Here is a 23,889-nt window from a genome sequence, read left to right on the forward strand (position 1 = left end):
CCTGTGACGTCGACCGATGTGACGCTCGACCCGGTGACCGTGCCCGAGCTGTTCGCGCGGCACGTCCGCGAACGGGGCACGGCGACGGCGCTCGTGTTCGACGACGTGGAGCTCGACTACGCCGAGCTCGGTAGGCGGGTGTTCCGGCTGGCGCACCTGCTGATCGGCCGCGGGGTCGGCCCGGAGGACGTCGTCGCGGTGGCCGTGCCGCGCTCCGTCGACATGATCGTCACCGAGCTGGCGGTGATGGTCGCCGGGGCGGCGTACCTGCCGGTCGACGAGAACCTGCCCGCTGACCGGATCCGCTACATGCTCGCCGACGCCGCTCCGCGCGCGCTGGTGACGACGGCGCGGGCCGGTGTCGAGCAGGTGTCCGACGGTCTGCCGGTGGTGCGGCTGGACTCGCCGGAGGTGACGGCCGAGCTGGCCGTCGTGCAGGAGACCGATCCCGCCGTGGCGATCACGTCCGCGCACAAGGCGTACGTCATCTACACGTCCGGCTCGACCGGGCGTCCGAAGGGCGTCGTCCTCACGCATTCCGGCGTCGCGCCCCTGCTGGCCACCCAGACGGAGCGCTTCGGGATCGGCCCGCACAGCCGGGTCCTGCAGTTCGCCTCCCCGAGCTTCGACGTGGCGTTCTGGGACCTCGTGCTGGCCTTCGGCGGGGGCGGTGCGCTCGTCGTGGTGCCCTCCGAGCTGCGCGTCCCGGACGAGGCGCTCGCCGCGTACGCGACGCGGCACGGCGTCACGTTCATGATCCTTCCGCCCGCGTTGCTGGCGGCGATGCCCGCGGGCGTGACGCTGCCCGACGGCGCGACGCTGCTGGCCGGCACCGAGCGGATCTCCTCGGAGCTGGTGCACCGGTGGGCGCCGGGCCGCGACATGTTCAACGCCTACGGCCCGACCGAGGCGACCGTGAACTCGACGCTCGGCCTGTGCGACCCGGGCATCCCGGCCGGCTCGTCCGTCCCGATCGGCCTGCCGGACCCGGGCACGCGCGCCTACGTCCTCGACGACGCGCTGCGGCCGGTCCCGGCCGGCGTCGACGGCGAGCTGTACCTCGGCGGGGAGAGCCTGGCCCGCGGCTACCACGACCGGCCGGGGCTGACCGCGGAGCGGTTCGTGGCCGACCCGTTCGGCGAGCCGGGCGGGCGGCTCTACCGCACCGGTGACCTGGTCCGGTGGCTGCCGGACGGACGGCTGGACTTCCTCGACCGGGTCGACGACCAGGTCAAGATCCGCGGCTTCCGGGTGGAGCTCGGCGAGATCGAGTCGGTACTGGCCGGGCACGAGGCCGTCGACCAGGTCGCCGTCGTGGCCCGCGAGGACACGCCGGGGGACCGGCGGCTGGCCGCGTACGTCGTCGTCCGGCGTGACCGCGACCCGGAGGCCGAGGACGACCACGTCGGCGAGTGGCGGGAGCTGCACGAGTCGATCTTCGACGGCGCGGAGGGCATCGAGGAGAACTTCGTCGGCTGGAACTCCAGCTACGACGGCGAGCCGATCCCGCGCGAGCAGATGCGCGAGTGGCACGCCGCGACGGTCGAGCGGATCCGCGCGCTCGAGCCGCGACGCGTGCTCGAGATCGGTATCGGCAGCGGGCTGATCCTGTCCCGCGTCGCCCCGGACTGCGACGAGTACTGGGGCACCGATCTGTCCGAGCGTGCGATCGCGAACGCGCGCGCGGACGTCGAACGGAGCCCGGAGCTGGCCGGCACGGTCACGCTGACCGCGCGGCCCGCGCACGACCTGGACGGCCTGCCGGAACACCGGTTCGACACCATCGTGATCAACTCGGTGGCGCAGTACTTCCCGGGCGTCGGGTACCTGACCGACCTGCTGACCCGGCTGACCGGGCTGCTCGCGCCGGGCGGGCGGATCGTCGTCGGCGACGTGCGCAACCGTCGCACGCTGCGCCCGTTCCGAGCCGCGATCGCGCGCACCCGGTCCGGCGGGACGCCGTCGGCCCGCGAGGTCGACGACGCGATCGCCCGCGAGCCGGAGCTGCTGCTCGACCCCGACTACTTCGCGGCGGTCGCGGCGCGGATCGGCGCCGACGCCGAGGTGCTGGTCAAGTCCGGGAGCACCGGAAACGAGCTGACCCGGCACCGCTACGACGTCGTGCTGCGCACCGGCGCCGGCGACACGAGGCCCGACGAGAGCGTCCTGACCTGGGGCGTCGACGTCGCCGACGAGGCCACACTGGACGCTGCGGTCGCCGGCCACCGCGACGGACGCCTGCGCGTCACCGGGATCCCGAACCTGCGCCTGCACGACGAGCTCGCGACCGCCGCGGCCGTCGACGGCACCGGCGCGCCGGACGAGCCCACCGGGGTACCGGACGAGCCCCGGCTGCGCGAGATCGGTGAGAGCCGCGGCCTGCTCACCCGCGTGACCTGGGACGCGGGGTCCGACGACGGCGCGCTGGACGTCGTGTACGACGCCGTGTCCGATACGGACGCCGTGACGGCGCCCGCCTACCGGCCCGTGCGCCCGCTGCGCCGCGACCCGGGTGCGTACGGCAACGACCCGGCCGGCCGCCGCGACGAGCGCGCGCTGGCCGCCGAGCTGCGGGCGTTCGCCGCGGAGCGGCTGCCGGACTACATGGTCCCGTCCGGCTTCGTCCGGCTGGACGCGCTCCCGACGCTGTCCAGCGGCAAGCTGGACCGGCGCGCGCTGCCCGCCCCCGACCCGTCGGCGGCGCTGTCCGACCGGGAGCCGCGCACGGCGACCGAACAGGTGCTGGCCGAGCTGATGGCCGAGGCGCTGTCGCTGCCCAGGGTCGGCATCGACGACGACTTCTTCGCGCTCGGCGGGCACTCGCTGCTGGCGACCCGGCTCGTGCTGCGGATCCGCAGGGCGACCGGCGTCGAGGTGTCGGTCCGCTCGGTGTTCGAGTCGCCGACCGTGGCCGGACTGGCCGAGCTGGTCGAGGGGCACGCGGGCGCCGACGCCGGTCCGGCCGTGCCCGCGCGCCCCGAGTTGCGGCCGCGACAGCGCCCGGACTCGATCCCGTTGTCCTACGCCCAGCAGCGACTGTGGTTCCTGCACTCGCTGGAGGGGCCGTCCGCGACGTACAACGTGCCGCTCGTGGTGCGCCTGTCCGGCGATCTCGACGTCGACGCGCTGCACGCGTCGCTGCTCGACGTGATGGTGCGCCACGAGTCGCTGCGGACCGTGTTCGGCGAGCGCGACGGCGTCGCCGAGCAGCGGATCCTCGAGCCCGACGCGATCTCGCTCGACCTGGACGTCGTGCAGGGCACCGACGGCCTCGACGACGTGATCCGCCGGGACTTCGACCTGCAGGCCGCGCCGCCCGTGCGGGCCACGCTGTTCCGGGTCGGGCCCGACGAGCACGTGCTCGCGCTCGTGCTGCACCACATCGCCGCCGACGGCTGGTCGCTCGCACCGCTGTGGCGCGACGTCGCCGCCGCGTACGCCGCCCGCCGCGAGGGGATCCGTCCACGGTGGACGCCGTTGCCGGTGCAGTACGCGGACTACACGCTCTGGCAGCGGGAGACGCCCGACGAGCTGCTGGACGCGCAGGTCGCCTACTGGCGCGAGGCGCTGCGGGGGCTCCCGGACCGGATCGCGCTGCCCGCCGACCGGCCGGCGCCCGCCGTCGCGTCCTACGCGGGGGAGCAGTTCACGTTCGCCTGGGACACCGCGCTGCACGCCGAGCTGGCCGAGCGGGCGCAGGCCGCAGGCGTCAGCGTGTTCATGGTGGTCAACGCCGCGCTGGCGGCGCTGCTGACCCGGCTCGGCGCGGGCACCGACGTGCCGCTCGGCACGCCGGTCGCTGGCCGGCTGGACCCGGCGCTCGACGAGCTCGTCGGCTTCTTCGTGAACACGCTCGTGCTGCGCGTCGACACGTCCGGCGACCCGGGCTTCGACGAGCTGCTGGGCCGTGTGCGCGAGCGCAGCCTGGACGCCTACGCCCACCAGGACGTGCCGTTCGAGCGGCTGGTCGAGGAGCTCAACCCGACGCGGTCGCTGTCGCACCACCCGCTGTTCCAGGTCATGCTGGCCTGGCAGAACACGCCGACGGCCGGTGTGGAGCTGCCGGGGCTGGAGACGTCGGAGACGATGCCGGGCACCGGCACGTCGAAGTTCGATCTGTGGATCTCGCTCAAGGAGCGCGCGGGGGAGTCCGACGGTCCCGCCCCCATCGACGGGATCGTCGAGTTCAACACCGACATCTTCGAGCGCGCGACGGTCGAGACGGTGCTCGACCGCCTGGAGCGGCTGCTGCGCGCGGCGCTGGCCGATCCGGGCCGCCGACTGTCCGACCTCCCACTGCTCGACGACGACGAGCGCCGCGCGCTCGGCGAGGTGCGGCCCAGCACCGATCGCTCGCTGCCCGCGGGAACCCTGCCGGAGCTGCTGGACGCGCAGGCGCGGCGCACGCCGGACGCGACCGCACTCGTCGTCGAGGGCACGAGCTGGACCTACCGCGAGCTCGACACGTGGACGAACCGCCTGGCGCGCTACCTGATCGCCCAGGGCGCCGGTCCGGAGTCGACGGTGGCGCTGGCGCTGCCGCGGTCGGCCGAGCTGGTCGTCGCGATCCTCGCGGTGATCAAGAGTGGCGCCGCCTACCTGCCGCTGGACCCGGACTACCCGGCCGAGCGGCTCGCGTTCATGATCGGCGACGCCGAGCCGGTGCTGCTGTTCGCGACGTCCGCGACGGCCGGGCTCGTCGAGCACGACCGGACCGTCCTGCTGGACGGCGGCGACCCCGCCGCCGGGTTCGACGACGGGCCGGTCGCCGACGCCGAGCGCACCACACCGCTGCGGGCGACGCACCCGGCCTACGTGATCTACACGTCCGGGTCGACCGGGCGGCCCAAGGGCGTCGTGGTGCCGCACGAGGGCATCGTGAACCGTCTGCTGTGGATGCAGGACGAGTACGGCCTGACCACCGACGACCGTGTGTTGCAGAAGACCCCGTCGAGCTTCGACGTGTCGGTGTGGGAGTTCCTGTGGCCCGTGGTCACCGGGGCGGCCGAGGTGGTGGCGCGCCCGGACGGGCACCGCGATCCCGCCTACCTGGCCGAGGTGATCCGCTCGGAGCGGGTCACGACCATCCACTTCGTACCGTCCATGCTGGCCGCGTTCGTCGCCGACCCCGCCGTCGCGGGCGTCTCCCTGCGCCGGGTCCTGTGCAGCGGCGAGGCGCTCTCGCCGGAGGTCGCGGTCGCCGCGGCGCGGGTGCTGGGCGACGTCGTGCACAACCTCTACGGCCCGACCGAGGCGTCGGTCGACGTCACGTCGTGGGCGCTGCCACCCGCCGACGCGGTGTCCCGCGAGGGTTCCGTCCCGATCGGCCTGCCGGTCTGGAACACCCGCCTGCACGTGCTCGACGACCGGCTCCGCCCGGTCCCGCCGGGCGTTCCGGGTGAGCTGTACCTGGCCGGGATCCAGCTGGCCCGCGGCTACCTGGCGCGCCCGGGGCTGACGTCCGAGCGGTTCGTCGCCGACCCGTTCGGCGCCCCGGGGGAGCGGATGTACCGCACCGGCGACCTGGCCCGGCTGCGCCCCGACGGCGCGCTGGACTTCCTCGGCCGCGCCGACGAGCAGGTCAAGATCCGCGGCCTGCGGATCGAGCCGGGCGAGGTGGCGGCCGTGCTGGCCGAGCACGCCGGCGTCGCGCAGGCCGTCGTCGTCGGCGAGTCCGACCGGCTCGTCGGCTACCTGGTGCCCGCGTCCGGTGAGTCCTCCGAGGGCGGCGGCGACGCACGTGTCGAGGAGTGGCGCGAGCTCTACGACACGCTGTACGCGCAGGAGGACGACGCGTTCGTCGGCTGGAACTCCAGCTACGACGGCCGCCCGCTGCCGCGCCGCGAGATGGAGCTCTGGCGCGACGAGACGGTCGCCCGGATCCGCGCGCTCGGGCCGCGGCGGGTGCTGGAGATCGGGGTCGGGACCGGCCTGCTGCTGGGTGAGCTCGCGCCGGAGTGCGAGGAGTACGTGGCGACGGACTTCTCGCCGGCCGTCGTGGAGTCGCTGCGGTCGGACGCTCCCGAGTCGGTGCGCCTGGAGTGCCGGGCGGCCGACGAGTTCGACGGGCTGCCCGCCGGCCGGTTCGACACCATCGTGATCAACTCCGTGGTGCAGTACTTCCCCGGCGCGGACTATCTGGAGCGGGTGCTGCGCGGCGCGCTGGACCTGCTCGCGCCGGGCGGGGCCGTGTTCGTCGGCGACGTCCGCGACCTGCGCCAGCTCCGCACGTTCCACGCGTCGGTGGCGTTCGCGGGTGACACCGGCACCGACGCCGGGACGCTGCGCCGCGTGATCGACCGCGCGACCGACGGGGACAAGGAACTCCTCGTCGCGCCCGAGTTCTTCGCGCCGCTGGGTGCGGCCGAGGTCCGGGTGAAGGAGGCGGACTACTCGAACGAGCTGTCCGCCTACCGCTACGACGTCGTGCTGCGCCGCGAGGCGGCCCCCGCGCCCGGACCGGACCGGGAGCTGTCGTGGGGCTCCGACGTGGACGGGACGGACGCGCTGGAGGGCCTGCTCGACGGTCCGCTCCGGGTGAACGGTGTTCCGCACGCTCGCTCGTCCGCGGCCGCCGCGGCACTGGCCGAGCTCGACGCGCGCCCCGCCACCGCGTCCGTGCAGGACCTGGCAGGCGTCGGTGCGGAGCCGCCGGCCGGCCCGACCCCGGCCCAGCTCGACGAGGTGGCCCGCCGGCACGGCCTGCGCGCGTACTGCACGTGGTCCGGCGCCCGGCCGGGGGACCTGGACGTGCTGTTCGTCCACCCGTCCGAGCTGGACGACGGCTCCGGTCGTGCGGCGTCGGTCGGGACGGGGGCCTTCCGGCCCGGTGAGCCCGCCGCGCTCACCAGCGACCCCCTGCGTCAGCACGCGCACGCCGAGCTGGTCTCCGCCGTCAAGGCCGAGGCGTCGCGCGCGCTCCCGGACTACATGGTCCCGGCGGCGTTCGTCGTGCTCGACGAGCTCCCGTTGTCCCCGAACGGCAAGCTCGACCGCAAGGCGCTGCCGTCGCCGGACCCGGTCGCCGCGGCGTCGCACCGCGCGCCGTCGACGCCGGCCGAGGAGCGGCTCGCAGGCCTGTTCGCGGAGATCCTGAACCTGGAGCGGGTCGGCGCCGACGACGACTTCTTCGCCCTCGGCGGGCACTCGCTGCTGGCCACCCGGCTGGTGGCGCGCGTGCGTGCCGACCTCGGAGTGTCGGTGCAGGTCCGGACGGTGTTCGAGGCGCCGACCGTGTCCGCGCTGGCGGCCGTGGTCGACGACGCGGGCGGGACCGACACCCCGTCGACGCGCCCCGAGCTCGTCGCCCGAGCGCGCCCCGAGCGGCTGCCGCTGGCATCGGCGCAGCAGCGGCTGTGGTTCCTGGACCGGTTCGAGGGTGGCGCCGCCACGTACAACGTGCCGCTGGTGCTCCGGCTGACCGGCGAGCTGGACGCCGACGCCCTGCGGGCCGCGCTGGCCGACGTCGTCGCCCGGCACGAGGTCCTGCGGACCGTGTTCGACGAGCACGACGGCGTCCCCTACCAGCGGATCCTGTCCCCCGAGGACGCCGGCGTCGAGCTGGAGACGAGGCGACCGTCCGATCTGGACGCGGAGCTGGCCCGGACCGTGCGGGCCGGGTTCGACCTGGCCGGCCGGATCCCGATGCGGGCCCGCCTGTTCGTGCTCGGGGAGACCGAGCACGTGCTCGCGCTCGTGTTCCACCACATCGTCTCCGACGGCTGGTCGATGGTGCCGCTGTGGCGTGACGTGGCGGACGCCTACGCGGCCCGCCGCCGCGGCGAGGCCCCTGCCTGGGACCCGCTGCCCGTGCAGTACGCCGACTACGCGCTCTGGCAGCACGACCTGCTCGGCGACGCCGACGACCCGGACAGCGAGCACCGCCGCCAGCTCGACCACTGGCGCGAGCAACTGGCCGGCCTGCCGGCCCGGATCGAGCTGCCCACCGACCGTCCGCACCCGCCGGTCGCCGGGTTCGCGGGGGAGCTCTTCACGTTCGGCTGGGACGCGGAGCTGCACGCCGGACTCTCGGCGCTCGCCCGGGAGCGGAACGCGACCGTGTTCATGGTCGTGCACGCCGCATTGGCGGCGCTGCTGACGCGGGTCGGCGCTGGCGAGGACGTCCCGATCGGCAGCCCGATCGCCGGGCGCACCGACCCCGCGCTGGACGATCTCGTCGGGTTCTTCGTGAACACTCTCGTGCTGCGCACGGACACGTCCGGCGACCCGACGTTCCGCGCGCTGCTCGACCAGGTCCGCGACCGCGACCTGGACGCGCACAGCCACCAGGACCTGCCGTTCGAGCGGCTGGTCGAGGACCTCAACCCGGCCCGGTCGCTGTCGCACCACCCGCTGTTCCAGGTGATGCTGGCCGGGCAGAACAACCGCGTCGCCGACGTCGTGCTGCCCGGTCTGGACGTCGACCCGATGCTGGTCACGACCGGCACGTCGAAGTTCGACCTGGCGCTGTCGCTCACCGAGCGCGCCGACGGCGGCGGCGGGATCGAGGGCGTCGTCGAGTACAACTCCGAGGTGTTCGACCGGTCCACGGTGGACGCGCTGCTGGATCGCCTGCGCCGCTTCGTGTCCGCCGTCGTCGCGGACCCGGACCTGCCGATCGGCCGGGTCGACCTGCTCGCCGCGGGAGAACGGGAGACGCTGCTCGACGCGTGGAGCGGGACCCGGCACCCGGTCGGGACGGCCACGTTCACCGACGTGTTCGCCGACGTCGTCGCCCGTGACCCGGAGGCCACGGCGCTCGTGCTCGAGGACGCGTCGATGACCTACGCCGAGCTCGACGAGCGCTCGGACCGGATCGCGCGCCTGCTCGCCCGGCACGGCGCCGGACCCGAGTCCGTGGTCGCCCTCGCCCTGCCGCGCTCGATGGACGCCGTCGCCGCGCAGGTCGGCGTGCTCAAGGCGGGTGCGGCGTACCTTCCGATCGACACGGCCCTTCCCGCCGGCCGGATCGCGTTCATGATCTCCGACGCGAACCCGGTCTGCGTGCTCACCGCCGACGGGGAGACCGACTTCGGCGACGTCCCGAGGGTGCTGCTCGATTCCCTCCCCGAGCCCGGTCCCGTCCCTGGGCCGTCGTCGCCGGACAGCGCCGCGTACGTGATCTACACGTCCGGCTCGACCGGGACGCCCAAGGGCGTCGTCGTCACGCACTCCGGCGTGCTCGGGCTCGTCGAGACCCAGCGGACGAGGTTCGGCGACGACGCGACGCGGCGGGTCCTGCAGTTCGCCTCCCCGAGCTTCGACGTGGCGTTCTTCGACCTGTGCCTCGCGCTCCTGTCCGGTGGGCGGCTGGTGATCGTGCCCGCCGACCGGCGCGTGGCGGGCCCCGCGCTGACCGAGTACGCGTGCGAGCACCGGGCGACGTTCATGATCCTCCCGCCCGCGCTGCTGGAGGCGCTGCCGCCGGAGTGCGAGCTGCCCACCGACTCGGTGCTGCTGGCCGGGACGGAGCGGGTCTCCCCGCAGCTCGTCGAACGCTGGGCGCCCGGGCGGCGGCTGTTCAACGCCTACGGGCCGACCGAGGCGACGGTGAACTCGACGCTCGGCGCGTCCGACGCCGACGAGCTGGCCGGCGCGTCCGAGGTCCCGATCGGCGTCGCCGACCCCGGCACCCGGGTGTACGTGCTGGACCCGTCGCTGGCGCCGGTCCCGCCGGGCGTGCTCGGCGAGCTGTACCTCGGTGGCACCGGTCTGGCCCGCGGATACCTGGGGCGGTCCGCGCTGACCGCGGAGCGGTTCGTCGCCGACCCGTTCGCGACCGGCGAGCGTCTCTACCGCACCGGCGACCTGGTGCGCTGGACGCCGGACGGCAGGCTCGTGTTCCACGGCCGCGCCGACAACCAGGTGAAGGTCCGCGGCTACCGCGTCGAGCTCGGCGAGATCGAGAACGTGATCGCCGGGGACGAGCAGGTCACCGCGGCGCTCGCGACGGTGCGCGGCGATCGGGTCCTGGCCTACGTGGTGCCCCGGTCCGAGCGTGACGAGAGCGCAGAGGACGAGCAGGTCCAGGCGTGGAAGGACCTGCACGAGTCGGTGTTCACCGACGCGGGCGATGAAGGGTACGAGGAGAACTTCCGCGGCTGGCAGTCGAGCTACGACGGGACCGACATCCCGCTCGACGAGATGCGCGAATGGCACGCCGCGACGATCGACCGGATCACGGAGCTGGCTCCACGGCGGGTGCTGGAGATCGGCGTCGGCACCGGTCTGGTGCTGTCCCGGGTCGCCCCGGACGCCGAGCACTTCTGGGGTGTGGACCTGTCCGCACACGCCGTCGCGAACCTCGAGGCGGGCCTGGCCGCGCACGACCCGGACCTCGCGCGACGGGTGACGCTGGCCGTCCGGCCCGCACACGAGCTCGACGGGTTCGGTGCGTCCGATGTGGACACCGTGATCGTCAATTCGGTGGCGCAGTACTTCCCGAGCGCCACCTACCTCGTCGACGTGATCGACCGGGCCCGCGAGCGGCTCGCGCCCGGCGGGCGGGTGTTCCTCGGCGACATCCGCAACCTGCGCACACAGCGCCTGCTCCGCACGGCCGTCGAGGTCCTTCGTCGTGCCGACGACGGCGACGGCCCGGCTCCGCTCCCGGCCGACGTCGACGCCGCGGTGGCGCGCGACGGCGAGCTGGTGCTGGACCCGGACTTCTTCCGCGCGCTGTCCGGGTTCGCGCACGTCGAGATCCGGGTCAAGCGCGGGCACCGGCACAACGAGCTGACCCGCCACCGCTACGACGTCGTGCTGCACACCGAACCACCGGAGGCTCCCGCGCCGGAGACGGTGCTGGAGTGGGAGGACGAGCAGGCGCTGACCCGTGCGCTGGACGAGCACCCCGGCCGGGTGCGGATCACCGGCGTGCCCAACGCGCGCCTGGCCGGCGAGAACGCCGCGGCCGCCGTCGTCGACGCCGGGGGAGCCACCGCCGCCGACGCCCGCGCGGCACTCGCGGAGACCGGCACCGCGCCCGACCCGGAGGACCTGCACGCGCTGGCCGACCGGCTCGGGCGTCCGCTCGCGCTGAGCTGGGCTCCCGGGGCGGACACCGGCGATCTGGACGCGGTGTTCGGACCGGCCGGGGAGACCGAGGTGGTCGGCGCCTACCGCGGCGGGCCGGTCACCTCCCGACCGACGGCGTACGCGAACCACCCGGCGGCGCAACGGGAGGTCGCGGCGCTGGCCGGGCGCCTGCGCGAGCGCGCTGCCGAGCGGCTGCCGGAGTACATGGTGCCCGCCGACGTCGTCGTGCTGGACCGGTTCCCGCTGCTGCCCAGTGGCAAGGTGGACACCGCCGCCCTGCCCGATCCGCGACCCGTGCGCAGCACCGGCCGCGGCCCGCAGACCCCGTCCGAGGAGCTGCTCTGCGAGCTGTTCTCCGACGTCCTGGGCGTCCCGGTCGGCGCGGAGGACGGGTTCTTCGAGCTCGGCGGCCACTCGCTGCTGGCCACGAAGCTGGTGTCGCGCATCCGGTCCGTGGCCGGCGTCGAGATCGACATCCGCGACGTGTTCGCCTCGCCGACGCCGGAGGCGCTGGCCCCGTCGCTGGAGGCGGGATCGTCGGAGCCGGTCCGTCCGCCGCTGCAGCGTGTCGAGCCCCGGCCGGAGCCGGTGCCGCTGTCGTTCGCCCAGCAGCGGCTGTGGTTCCTGCACCGCCTCGAGGGGCCGTCGGCGACGTACGACATGCCGATGGCGATGCGCCTGACCGGCGAACTGGACGTCGAGGCCCTGCGCGCCGCGCTGGCCGACGTCGTCGACCGGCACGAGTCACTGCGCACCGTGTTCCCGGACACCGACGGCGCGCCGTACCAGCTGGTGCTCGACGACCCGGTCGTCGAGCTGCCGGTGGTGCCGACCTCGGAGGCCGCGCTGGCGACGGAGGTGACGGCGACGGCGGGTCACGCGTTCGACCTGCCCGCCGAGATCCCGGTGCACGCCCGCCTGCTGCGGCTGGCGCCCGACGAGCACGTGCTCGTGCTGGTGATGCACCACATCGCCGCCGACGGCTGGTCGATGGCGCCGCTGTGGCGCGACGTCGCGACCGCGTACGCGGCCCGCCGCGACGGGACGGCGCCGCAGTGGGACCCGCTGCCGGTGCAGTACGCCGACTACACGTTCTGGCAGCGCGATCACCTCGGCCCGCTCGTGGCCGGCCAGCTGGAGCACTGGCGCACGGTGCTCGAGGGGGTGCCGGAACGCACCGAGCTGCCCACGGACCGTCCGCACCCGGCGGTCGCGTCCTACCGGGGCGACTCGTTCCGGTTCGGCTGGGACGCCGACCTGCGCCGCGACCTGGCCGCGTTCGCGCGTGCCGAGGGTGCGAGCGTGTTCATGGTCGCGCACGCCGCGCTGGCCGCGCTGCTGACGCGGCACGGCGCGGGCACCGACGTGCCGATCGGCTCCTCGATCGCGGGCCGCACCGACGAGGCGCTCGACGATCTCGTCGGGTTCTTCGTGAACACGCTGGTCCTGCGCACCGACACGAGCGGATCACCGGGCCTGCGCGAGATGACTGCGCGCGCCAGGGCCGTCGACCTGGACGCCTACGCCCACCAGGACGTGCCGTTCGAGCGGCTCGTCGAGGCACTGAACCCGACCCGGTCGCTGGCCCACCACCCGCTGTTCCAGGTGATGCTGGCCTGGCAGAACAACGAGATCGCGCAGGTCCGGCTGCCCGGGCTGGAGGTCGCCGACGAGCCGATCCGCACCGGCACGGCACGCGCCGACCTCACGCTGTTCGTCGGCGAGACCGACGGTCCCGACGGCGGCGGCGTGAGCGGGCACGTCGAGTTCTCCACCGACGTGTTCGACGAGGACACCGTGCGCGCGCTCGTCGACCGCTGGCGGCGCCTGCTCGCCGGCGCGCTGGCCGACCCGGACCGCCCCCTGGACGCGATCGACCTCCTCACCGACGACGAGCGCGCCGCGGTCACCGCCCGCGACGAGGTCCCGGTCGGCACGGTGGCCGGAATGGTCGCCGACCAGGTCCGGAGCACCCCGGACGCGGTCGCGCTGCGGCACGGCGACCGGACGGTCACCTACGCCGAGCTGGACGCGCGTGCCGACGTGCTGGCCGCCGTCCTGACCGGGCGCGGGGTACGGCCGGACGACGTCGTCGCCGTCGCGCTGCCGCGGTCGGTCGACCTGGTCGCCACGCTGCTCGCCGTCCTGCGCTGCGGCGCGGCGTACCTGCCGATCGACCTGGCGCTGCCCGACGAGCGGATCGCGCTGATGCTCGACGACGGCGGCCCGCGGGCGATCGTCGGCGACGTCGGGGACGTGGACCTGCGGATCGACCCGGCCTCGCACACGTCGGCGCCGGGCGCCGCCCCGGAGCACGATCCGCATCCCGACCAGCTCGCCTACCTGATCTTCACGTCCGGCTCGACCGGGCGGCCGAAGGCCGTTGCGGGCACCCAACGGGCCCTGGCGAACCGGCTGGCGTGGGGGAGGTCGGCCCCGCGTGGCGCAGGCGGAGCGGGCATCGACACAGCTCCGGGCGTCCGGATCGCCAAGAGCGCCCTGTCGTTCATCGACGGCTCGACCGAGCTGCTGGGCGGTCTGGTGAACGGCGACACCGTCGTGCTCGCCGACGACGCGACGGCGGGCGACCCGCCCGCGCTGGGCCGGCTCGTCGCCGAGTCCGGTGTGGACACCGTCACGGTCGTGCCCGGCCTGCTCGCCACGTGGCTGTCCGACGAGCCGGACCTGCTGGACGGCGTCCGTACGTGGATCACCAGCGGCGAGGCGCTTCCGGCGGCGCTCGCCGACGCCGTCACGACCCGGTGGCCGCAGGCGCGCCTGCTGAACTTCTACGGCTGCTCGGAGGTCGCGGGCGACAGCCTCTGGTCGATCGTGGACGGTGAGGTCCGGATCGGGACGCCGGTCGCGAACACCGGCGCGTACGTGCTGGACGCCGCGCTGCGACCGGTCCCGCCGGGCGTGCGCGGCGAGCTGTACCTGTCCGGCGACGGGCTCGCCCGCGGGTACCACGGCCGCGCCGACCTGACCTCGGAACGCTTCGTCGCCGACCCGTTCTCCGGCGCCGGGGAGCGGATGTACCGCACCGGCGACCTCGTCGTGCGGCGCCGCGACGGATCGCTCGAGTACGTCGGGCGGGCCGACGCGCAGGTCAAGATCCGTGGGTTCCGCGTGGAGCCGGACGAGGTGGCCGCCGTGCTCGGCGGGCACCCTGGCGTGCGGCGCGCGACCGTCGTGGCCCGCGACGACCGGCTCGTCGGCTACGTCCTCGGCGACGTGGACGGCGAGCAGGTGCGCGCCGCGGCCGCCGACCGGCTGCCCGCCTACATGGTCCCGTTCGCCGTCGTCGTGCTCGACGAGTTCCCGCTCAACTCCAGCGGCAAGATCGACAAGGCCGCGCTGCCGGACCCGCGGACCACCCACCGTGTGGACAGCGGGCCGCGCACGCCGCAGGAGCAGGTGCTGTGCGAGCTGTTCGCCGAGGTGCTCGACCTGCCCGCGGTGTCGCCGGAGGACGGGTTCTTCGCGCTCGGCGGGCACTCGTTGCTGGCGACCCGGCTGGTGAGCCGCGTGCGGGCGGTGCTCGGGGCGGAACTGCCGCTGCGCGCCGTGTTCGACGCGCCCACCCCGCGACGGCTGGCCGGGGAGCTGGACACCGGCCGGGCGGCGCGGCCGCCGCTGACGCCGCGCCAGCGGCCGGAGCGGATCCCGCAGTCCTACGCCCAGCAGCGGCTGTGGTTCCTGGACCGGCTGTCCGGGCCGTCGTCGACGTACAACATCCCGTGGGCGTGGCGGATCACCGGACCGGTGGACGCGCCCGCGCTGGAGCGGGCGCTGGCCGACGTCGTCGACCGGCACGAGGTGCTGCGCACCGTGCACCGGGAGTCCGGTGGTGAGGTCGAGCAGGTGGTGCTGCCCGCCGGGTCCGACGAGGCCCGCCCGCGTCTCGAGGTCGGCCCCGGCGGGCTGCCGGAGCTGACCGCGGCCGCGGCCCACACCTTCGACCTGGCCGCCGACCTGCCGATCCGGGCGCACCTGATCGAGCTCGGGCCGGACGAGCACCTGTTCCTGCTGCTCGTGCACCACGTCGCGGGCGACGGCTGGTCGCTGCCGCCGCTGCGCCGCGACCTGGACGCCGCCTACGCGGCCCGGTGCGACGGCCGCGCACCGGACCTCGCGCCGCTGCCGGTCCAGTACGCGGACTACGCGCTCTGGCAGCGCGAGCTGCTCGGCGACGACACGGACGCCGACAGCGTGCTCGCCGAACAGGTGGGCTACTGGTCCGACCAGCTCGCCGGGATGCCGGACGAGCTGGCACTGCCCACCGACCACACGCGGCCCGCGCGGTCGACCGGACGCGGCGGGCGGGTGCGCTTCGCCGTGCCCGCCGCCGTCCACGACGGACTGCGGCGCGTCGCCTCCGAGACCGACGCCAGCACGTTCATGGTGCTGCACGCCGCGCTCGCGACGCTGCTGACGCGGATGGGCGCGGGCACCGACGTCCCACTCGGCAGCCCGATCGCCGGGCGCACCGACCACGCCCTGGACGACCTCGCCGGGTTCTTCGTCAACACGCTCGTGCTGCGCACGGACACCGCGGGCGACCCGACGTTCCGGGAGCTGGTCGGCCGGGTCCGCGAGACCGACCTCGCCGCGTACGCGCACCAGGACCTGCCGTTCGAGCGGCTCGTCGAGGTGCTCAACCCGCCGCGCTCGCTGGCCCGGCACCCGCTGTTCCAGGTGATGCTGGCCGTGTACCAGGTGCCCGGGCGCGCCGAGGAGGTGTTCGGGCTGCCCGCGGAGTTCCTCGACGCGGGGCTGCGCACGGCGAAGTTCGACCTCTCGTTCGACCTCGTCGAGACGTCCGACGGGATCGCGGGCGAGATCGAGTTCAGCCTCGACGTGTTCCGCGAGCCGACCGTCGCGTCGCTGGCCGAGCGCCTGGTACGGGTGCTGACCACGGTCGCGGCCGACCCGGACCGGCCGATCGGCGCGATCGACGTCCTGGACGCGCCGGAACGCACCCGGGTGCTCGACGAGTGGGGCGCCGGCCCGGAGCCCACGCCCGCGCCGCGAACGGCGCCGGAGCTGTTCGAGGCCGCCGTCGCCGCGACCCCGGACCGCGTCGCACTGTCCGATGCGGACGGTTCGTGGACGTTCGCGGAGCTGGACCGGCGGACGGCCGCCAGGGCCGGGCACCTGGCCGCGGCGGGCGCCGGGCCGGGTGAGGTCGTCGCGATCCTGCTGCCCCGCGGGGCCGGGTACCTGGAGGCGATCTGGTCGGTGCTGCGCTCCGGGGCGGCGTACCTGCCGCTCGACCCGGACCAGCCGCCCGCCCGGATCGCCGAGATCCTGGACGACGCGCGCCCGGTCGTCGTGCTCACCGACGCCGACCGGGACGTCCAGGGGCGACCACGGGTCGTGCTGTCCGACAGCGGATCCGGGGAGGCCGGGGGCGCGGTCCCGGATCCGGCCGACGCCGCCTACGTGATCTACACGTCCGGGTCGACGGGCCGCCCGAAGGGCGTCGTCGTCCCGCACGGCGCGCTGGCGAACCTGTTCGCCGGACACCGGGACGTGCTGCACCGCCCGGCCGTCGACGCCGCAGGGGGACGCGCGCTGCGGGTCGGCCACGCGTGGCCGTTCTCGTTCGACGCGTCCTGGCAACCGCAGCTCTGGATGCTCGACGGGCACGAGGTACACGTCGTCGACGACGAGACGCGCCGCGACCCGGCGCTGCTCGCCCGCGTGGTACTGGACCGCAAGCTCGACTTCCTGGAGCTCACGCCGTCGCAGCTGGCCCAGGTCGGCGCCGCAGGCGTGATCTCCGGACCGCGGTGCGCGCTGCCGGTCGTCGGGTTCGGCGGCGAGGCGGTGCCGCCGGTGATGTGGGAGGAGCTGCGCGCGCTGGAGGGCACGCGGTCCTACAACCTCTACGGCCCGACCGAGGCGACCGTGGACGCGCTGGTGGCGCAGGTCGCGGACTCACCGACCCCGGTCGTCGGGCGCCCGGTGGCCGGGGCCCGCGCCGTCGTGCTCGACGCGGGCCTGCGTCCGGTGCCGCCGGGTGTGACCGGCGAGCTGTACCTGTCCGGGGCGGGTCTGGCGCGCGGCTACCTGGGGCAGCCCGGTATGACCGCGGAACGGTTCGTCGCGGACCCGCACGGGCCTGCCGGCTCCCGGATGTACCGCACCGGTGACCTGGCGCGCTGGAACGCGCGCGGCCACCTGGAGTACCTCGGCCGGGCCGACGACCAGGTCAAGATCCGCGGGTTCCGGATCGAGCCCGGCGAGATCGCGGCCGTGCTGGCCGGGCACGAGGCCGTCGACCGCGCGGTCGTCGTGGTCCGCGACGGGCGGCTGGTCGCCTACCTCGTCGGGCACGACCTTCCGGACCGGGCCGCCCTGCGCTCGTTCGTCGCGGCGACGCTGCCGGACTACATGGTCCCGTCGGCGTTCGTCGAGATCGGTGCGGTGCCGGTCACGGCGAACGGCAAGCTCGACACCGCCGCGTTGCCCGCTCCCGAGGCGGACGCGCCCGGCCGCGACCCGGAGGGTCCGGTGGAGACGGCGCTGTGCGCCGCGTTCGCCGAGGTGCTGGAGCTCGAGCGGGTCGGCGCCGACGACGACGTGTTCGACCTCGGCGGCCACTCCATGTTGCTGGTCCGCCTGCGCGACACCATCCACGCCGCTCTCGGCGTGGAGATCCCGATCGCCGAACTGTTCACGAATCCGACGCCGGCCGATCTCGCCGGCTACCTGGAGGGACGCTGATGTACCGGACCCTGCTCAACGCCAAGATCCACCGCGCGACGGTGACCGAGGCCGACCTGCACTACGTCGGGTCCCTGACGATCGACGCCGGCCTGATGGAGGAGGCCGGCATCCTCGAGGGCGAGATGGTCCAGGTCGTGGACATCGACAACGGCGCCCGCTTGGAGACCTACGCCATCACCGGGGCGCGCGGCACCGGTGTGATCGGGATCAACGGCGCCGCGGCACACCTGGTCCACCCGGGCGACATGGTGATCATCATGACGTTCGCCGCGCTGGAGCCGCACGAGATCGCCGGGCACACACCGCGGGTGGTGCACGTGAACGCGGCCAACGAGGTCGTGGAGATCGGCACCGATCCGGCCGTGCCGGTCCCCGGTGACGCCGATCAGCTCAGCGGGCGGCGCTGACCGGACGAACGGGCCGGTTTCCGACGGCCCGTGGTCTGGTTAGGATCGCTTCAACTCAGGCTCCCCTTCATTCACTACCACCGAGGTGATCATGCAGGACCTCAGCAGGCGCTCGTTCTTCACCGTGGCCGGAGGTGCCGCGGCGGCGCTGGCCCTCACGGCGTGCGGCGGCGGCTCCGAGGGACCCGGAACCGGCGGCAGCGCGGCCGAGGGCGGCCCGTGGGAGTTCACGGACGACCTCGGCAAGAAGATCAGCCTCCCGGCGCGCCCGCAGCGGATCGTCGCCTACGTCAGCGGCGCGGCGGCTCTCTGGGACTTCGGCGTGCGACCGGTCGGCGTCTACGGGCCGACGAAGGACACCGACGGCAAGCCGAACCTGCAGGCCGGGAACATGGACGTGAACGCCGTCCAGTCCGTGGGCGGCGAGGACTACAGCCAGATCTCGGTGGAGAAGCTCACCGCGCTGAACCCGGACCTGCTGATCGCCAGCCTGGCCGGTCCCACCCCGGCCGACCGGTGGGTCCTCAAGGACGACATCGCGCAGATCGAGCAGGTCTGCCCGGTCTACTCGATCCAGGAGTACAACAAGCCGCTCCCGGACGTGATCACCGCCTACGAGACGCTCTCGAAGAACCTGGGCGCCGACGTCGCCGCCGCACCGATCAGCCAGGCACGGGACCAGTTCACCGCGGCCGGGGACGACCTGAAGGCGGCGATCGCCGAGAAGCAGGGCCTGCGTGTCGAGTTCGCCTACGCCGACACCGACGGGTTCTACGTCGCGAGCCCGCAGTACTACGCGTCGCTGCTCTGGTACACCCAGCTCGGGCTGAACAGCGTGCGCAAGGGCGACCCGAAGACGGACTTCCTGGAGCAGCTGTCCTGGGAGCAGGCCGCCAAGTACCCGGCCGACCTGATCTGCATGGACATCCGGACGTTCTCGCTGCAGCCCGCGCAGCTGGTGAAGGAGCAGCCGACGTTCGCCGGCCTGCCCGCCGTGAAGGCGGGCCAGCTCGGCGGCTACAACGGCGAGCCGCGGTTCAGCTACCAGCAGGCCGTCGGTGAGGTGCAGAACCTGGCCGCGTCCGTGCGGAAGTCGCGGACCGGGGTCGCCTGATGAAGGTCGTCCTGTTCGGCTACCAGAAGTGGGGCGCTCGGCTGCTCGCCGACCTGCTGGCCTCCCGGCACGAGGTCGTGCTCGCGGTCAGCCACCCCGAAGAGGGGGAGTGGGCGCCGGAGATCTTCCACGAGTCGATGGGCGACCTGGCCCGCGAGCACGGCATCCCGGTGGTGTACCGGGAGAAGGCCGTCGACGACGAGCTCGTGCGGACGATCAAGGAGAGCGGCGCCGAGATCGGGGTGGCGTGCAACTGGCGGACGTGGATCTCGCCGGACGTGTTCTCCGCCCCGACCCGCGGCACGGTGAACACGCACGACTCGTTGCTGCCGCGCTACGCCGGGTTCTCGCCGCTGAACTGGGCGCTGATCAACGGGGAGAGCCAGGTCGGTGTCACGGCACACTGGATGGACGCCGAGCTCGACCGTGGGCAGATCATCACCCAGCGCACGGTCCCGGTGACCGCCACCGACACCACGGCCGACCTGTTCCACCGGACCGTCGTCCTGTTCGGACCGCTGGCCCTTGAGGCGTTCGACCGCGTCGAGAACGGACCGTCCGACTGGCTCACCCAGGACCCGGCGCACGCGTCGTTCTTCCACAAGCGGGCCGACCCGGACAACCGGATCCACTGGGACCGCGCGGCCGGTGACCTGGTGAACCTGGTCCGGGCGCAGACCGGGCCGTACCCGAACGCGTGGTGCCTGCACGAGGGCAGGCGGTTGCGGGTGCTCGAGGCGTCGGTGTCGCGGGAGCGCTGCGGCGGCACGAACGGGCGCGTGTTCGCCAGGGAGGGCACCGGCGTGATCGTCGTGGCCGGTCCCGAGGCGTGGCGGGGCGGCCAGCACGGCCTGGTCCTGCAGCGGGTCAGGGACGAGGACGACGTCGAGCACGTCGCCGGGGACTGGTTCCGCCGGATGGGCGAGTACCTGACCTGAGCCCTGCGGCATCGCGCGCGCTCGCACGCCGCCGCGCGACCCGCCCCGCGAACCGCACGGCTGTGGCATCCGTTCCGATGATGCGGACGGATGCCACAGCCGTTTCGGTCCGACGGGGGTGTGGCGGGGCGCGGACGGGTCAGACGCCCGGCGCGGGGGTGCGCAGGCCGGACCAGGCCGACCAGAGTCGGGCGTAGGCACCACCCGCGGCGACGAGCTCGTCGTGGGTGCCCTGTTCGACGATGCCGCCGCCGTCGAGCACCACGATCCGGTCGGCCGCGGCGGCCTGGGTGAGCCGGTGCGCCACGACCAGCGACGTCCGCCCGTCCAGCGCCGCCTCGGCAGCCGTCTCCAGCGTGCGGGCGCCCGAACTGCCCGCCTCCGCGGTGGCCTCGTCGAGGATCACCACGGGCCGGTCGGCCAGCACCAGCCGGGCCAGCGCGAGCTGCTGGGCCTGCACGACGGTCAGCTCGTGCGCGCCGTCCCCGACGACCGTCTCCAGCCCGTCCGGGAGTCCCCTGGCCCACTCGCCGGCCCCGACGGCGTCCAGCGCCGCGTGCAGCCGCGCGTCGTCCGCGTCCGGGGCAGCCAGGCGCAGGTCCTCGGCCAGCGTCCCGGAGAACACATGGACCTCCTGCGTGACCAGGGCGACGGTCTCGCGGATCACCTCGGGCCCCTGCTCGTCGAGCCCGGCACCGCCGATCTCCACCCGGCCCGACGACGGCCGGTGCAGCCCGGCCACCACCTTCGCCAGGGTCGTCTTCCCGGCTCCGCTGGCGCCGACGAGCGCGACGCGCGTCCCCGGCTCGACGTCCAGGTCGATGTCCCGCAGCGCCGGGTGGTCCGCGACGTAGGAGTGGCTCAGACCGCGGACGCCGATCCCGGAGCCGTCCGGTCGCTCCGGGGTGTCCGGCACCGGCTCCGGCGGCAGGTCGGCCACACCGACCAGCCTGCGCAGCCCGGCCAGCGCGGACTGCGCGGCGTCGAGCTGGAACAGCAGGATGTTGATCGGGGTGAAGAGGTTGATGAAGTACAGCGCCGCGGCGCTCGCCGTACCGATCGTCGCGGTCCCGCTGCCGACCAGCCAGAACCCGGCCACGAGCACGCCCGCGACGCCGACGAACTCGGCCCCGTTGAGCCGTCCGAAGAAGCGGGTCTGCAGCCGGATCACCCGCAGCGACAGCCGCACCACGTTCTCCGCCCGCTCGCGGATCCGGCCGGAGTGCTCGTCGCCGAGGCGCAGCGCGCGCACGGTGGACAGCCCGGCCGCGGTGTCGAGCAGCTGCTGCTGCTGGGTGCCGTAGGCGATCCGCTGGTCGGCGTAGATCGGGCCGGAGCGGCTCAGGTACCAGCGCGCCGTCCAGGCCTGGATCGGCACCGCGAGCAGCGCACCGACGAGGAACCGCCAGTCCAGCGCCGCCAGCCCGACGAACGTGAGCACCACGAGCAGTGCGGCGCGGGCGAACTCGGGCATCGCCTCCCGCACGGCCTCCGCGACGACCGTGACGTCCTCGGTGATCCGCGACGTCAGGTCGCCGGCACCGGCGTCCTCGAGGCGCTCCAGGCGCAGACCGAGCGCGCGGGAGACGAACCGCTCCCGCAGCCGCGCCAGCATGGTCTCGCCGACCTGCGCGACCAGCGCGATACCCAGCACGGCGAGCACGCCCTGCCCGAGCGCCGCGCCGACCAGCCCGAGCACGGGGCCGGTGACGGCGTCCGCGCCGCGCTGCTGGGCGACGACGTCCACGATCTGCCCGAGCAGCGGCGCCACGAGCAGGCTGACCGCGGCCGCGCCGACGAGCGCGATCAGGCCGAGCACGGCCGTGCCGCGCTGGGGTCGCACGAGCTCCCGGAGCACGGCGCGCACGCGCGCGCCGTCCGCCGTCGGGAGCAGCCGGGTCGTGGTCTCGTGCGTGCTCATCCGGTCACCAGCGCTCGGTAGTCGGGGTCGTCCAGGAGCTCGGCGTGCGTGCCGTCGCCGACGATCCGCCCGTCGCGGAGCACGACGGCGCGGTCGGTCACGGCGAGCAGGGCCGGGCTGGTCGTGATCACGATCGTGGTGCGGTCACGCCGCAGCGCGGCCAGGCCGTCGGCGATCCGGCTCTCGGTGACGGCGTCGACGGCCGTCGTCGGATCGTGCAGGACCAGCACCGGTGGCTCGGCGGCCAGCGCGCGGGCGAGCGCGATCCGCTGGCGCTGCCCACCGGACAGCGAGCTGCCGCGGGCGGCGATCTCGGTCTCGTGGCCGCGCGGGAGGGCCTCGACGACCTGGTCGGCCTGTGCCGCCGTCAGCGCCGGGTCCGGCTCCGCCCCTGGCGCACCGGCCAGGACGTTCTCCCGGACGGTGCCGGCGAACAGGTGCGCGTCGTGCGCCGCGACCAGCACCGCCGAGCGCGCCCGCTCCGGGGTCAGCTCCGCCAGCGCGACGCCGTCCAGCGTGACCCGGCCGCCCGCGGGCTCCGTCTCACGTCCGAGCACGCGCAGCAGACCGGTCGCGGCCTCGGGGGAGTGCGCCACCACCCCGAGGAGCTGACCGGCCGGCACGTCGAGGTCCACGCCGTCGATGCCGTCGGTGTCCAGGCCGTGCAGCGCCAGTGCACCGCGCGGCGCGTCCGGACCGCTCCCGTTCCCCGCCCCGACGGCGTGCGGGCTGTTCAGCAGGTCCGCGATCCGGGACGCCGACGCCCTGGCCTGCGCCAGCTGGGCGCTCACCGCCCCGAACATCTCCAACGGCCCGACCAGGAACTGGGCCAGCCCGACGGCCGCGACCAGACCGCCGACGCTGAGATCGCCCTCGGCCGCCAGCCGGCCGCCCACCAGCGCGATCAACGCGAGGAACAGCCCGTTCGCCAGGCGGACCGACCCGAGGAACCCGGCCTCGGCGCGGGTGGCCCGCAGCGTCGCCCCGAGCGCGGTGCCGCTGACGCCGGTGTAGCGGCGGACCGCGGCGGCCTCGGCGCCCATGCCCTTGAGCACCCGGATCCCGCCGACCAGGTCGGCCGCCACACCGGAGGCCTGGGCGGCGCGTTCCTGCTCGGTCTCGCTGCGCCGCTCGAGGGGCTTGCCGACCTTCTGGATCAGCCACAGCAGCGGCGGGGTGCCGAGCAGGATCAGCAGGCCCAGCGGCAGCGAGATGGTCAGCAGCGCGATCGTCGAGACCAGCACGGCCATCACGGCGGCGATCCCGAGCGGCAGCATGAAGCTGGCCACGGCGATCCGCTTCGCGTCCGACACCGCGATGTTCGACAGCGTGCCGGGCAGGCGCCCGGCCTCGGCGCCGCCGCGCGGGTCGAGCATCCGGTCCGCCACCTGCATCCGCAGGCGGGCGTCCGCGCTGACGTCGGCGAACCAGGCCTGGCGGGCACCGAACCGGTAGCACGTGGACAGGAACAGGAAGTCCAGGCCGAGCACCGCCAGCCAGAAGACCAGGGCGAGCGGGTCGCCGGTGCCGACCGCCCGGTCGATCACGACGCCGACGAGCACCGGCACCAGCGCCTCACCGGCCTGGTGCCCGCAGAACAGGGCCGACGCGGCGGTCAGCCGGCCGCGGAAGGCACGGAACGAGCCACGGAGCACGGTCGCGCCGGTGGGTGGCGATTCCCCCGAATCAGGCATGGATGCAGGGTAGCCTCACCTGCCCGTCGTGATCACCTCCCCT

General features: G+C 74.5%; 6 protein-coding genes. 4 read left to right on the plus strand and 2 right to left on the minus strand.

Annotated elements, in window-relative coordinates:
* Positions 1–3 precede the first annotated feature (3 nt).
* From EV378_RS36050 to EV378_RS32540, 4 genes are all read left to right on the plus strand, one after another.
* Positions 4–17,769, plus strand: coding sequence for a non-ribosomal peptide synthetase (locus EV378_RS36050; RefSeq protein WP_207909042.1), 17,766 nt, complete (start codon positions 4–6; stop codon positions 17,767–17,769).
* The gene (gene panD, locus EV378_RS32530) at positions 17,769–18,179 is read left to right on the plus strand and encodes an aspartate 1-decarboxylase (protein ID WP_132431507.1); all 411 of its coding nucleotides are present in this window, start codon (positions 17,769–17,771) and stop codon (positions 18,177–18,179) included. Before EV378_RS36050 ends, panD begins: the two co-directional genes overlap by 1 nt.
* 91 nt (positions 18,180–18,270) lie before the next feature.
* Complete coding sequence (locus EV378_RS32535) at positions 18,271–19,293, plus strand: ABC transporter substrate-binding protein (protein WP_132431509.1); 1,023 nt, start codon at positions 18,271–18,273, stop codon at positions 19,291–19,293.
* A complete protein-coding gene (locus tag EV378_RS32540) occupies positions 19,293–20,231 on the plus strand; it encodes a methionyl-tRNA formyltransferase (RefSeq protein WP_132431511.1) in 939 nt (312 codons plus the stop codon). The genes EV378_RS32535 and EV378_RS32540 overlap by 1 nt, the downstream gene beginning before the upstream one ends.
* Positions 20,232–20,370: 139 nt before the next feature.
* Here the strand turns inward: EV378_RS32540 and EV378_RS32545 are convergent, their stop codons facing one another.
* Together EV378_RS32545 and EV378_RS32550 are read right to left on the minus strand one after the other, a co-directional pair.
* The gene (locus tag EV378_RS32545; RefSeq protein WP_132431513.1) at positions 20,371–22,152 is read right to left on the minus strand and encodes an ABC transporter ATP-binding protein; all 1,782 of its coding nucleotides are present in this window, start codon (positions 22,150–22,152) and stop codon (positions 20,371–20,373) included.
* Positions 22,149–23,846: an ABC transporter ATP-binding protein gene (locus EV378_RS32550; RefSeq protein ID WP_132431515.1), complete on the minus strand. Its 1,698-nt coding sequence runs from the start codon at positions 23,844–23,846 to the stop codon at positions 22,149–22,151. The genes EV378_RS32545 and EV378_RS32550 overlap by 4 nt, the downstream gene beginning before the upstream one ends.
* Between the last annotated feature and the right edge of the window lie 43 nt (positions 23,847–23,889).

The sequence above is a fragment of the Pseudonocardia endophytica genome (assembly GCF_004339565.1).
Lineage (GTDB): Bacteria > Actinomycetota > Actinomycetes > Mycobacteriales > Pseudonocardiaceae > Pseudonocardia > Pseudonocardia endophytica.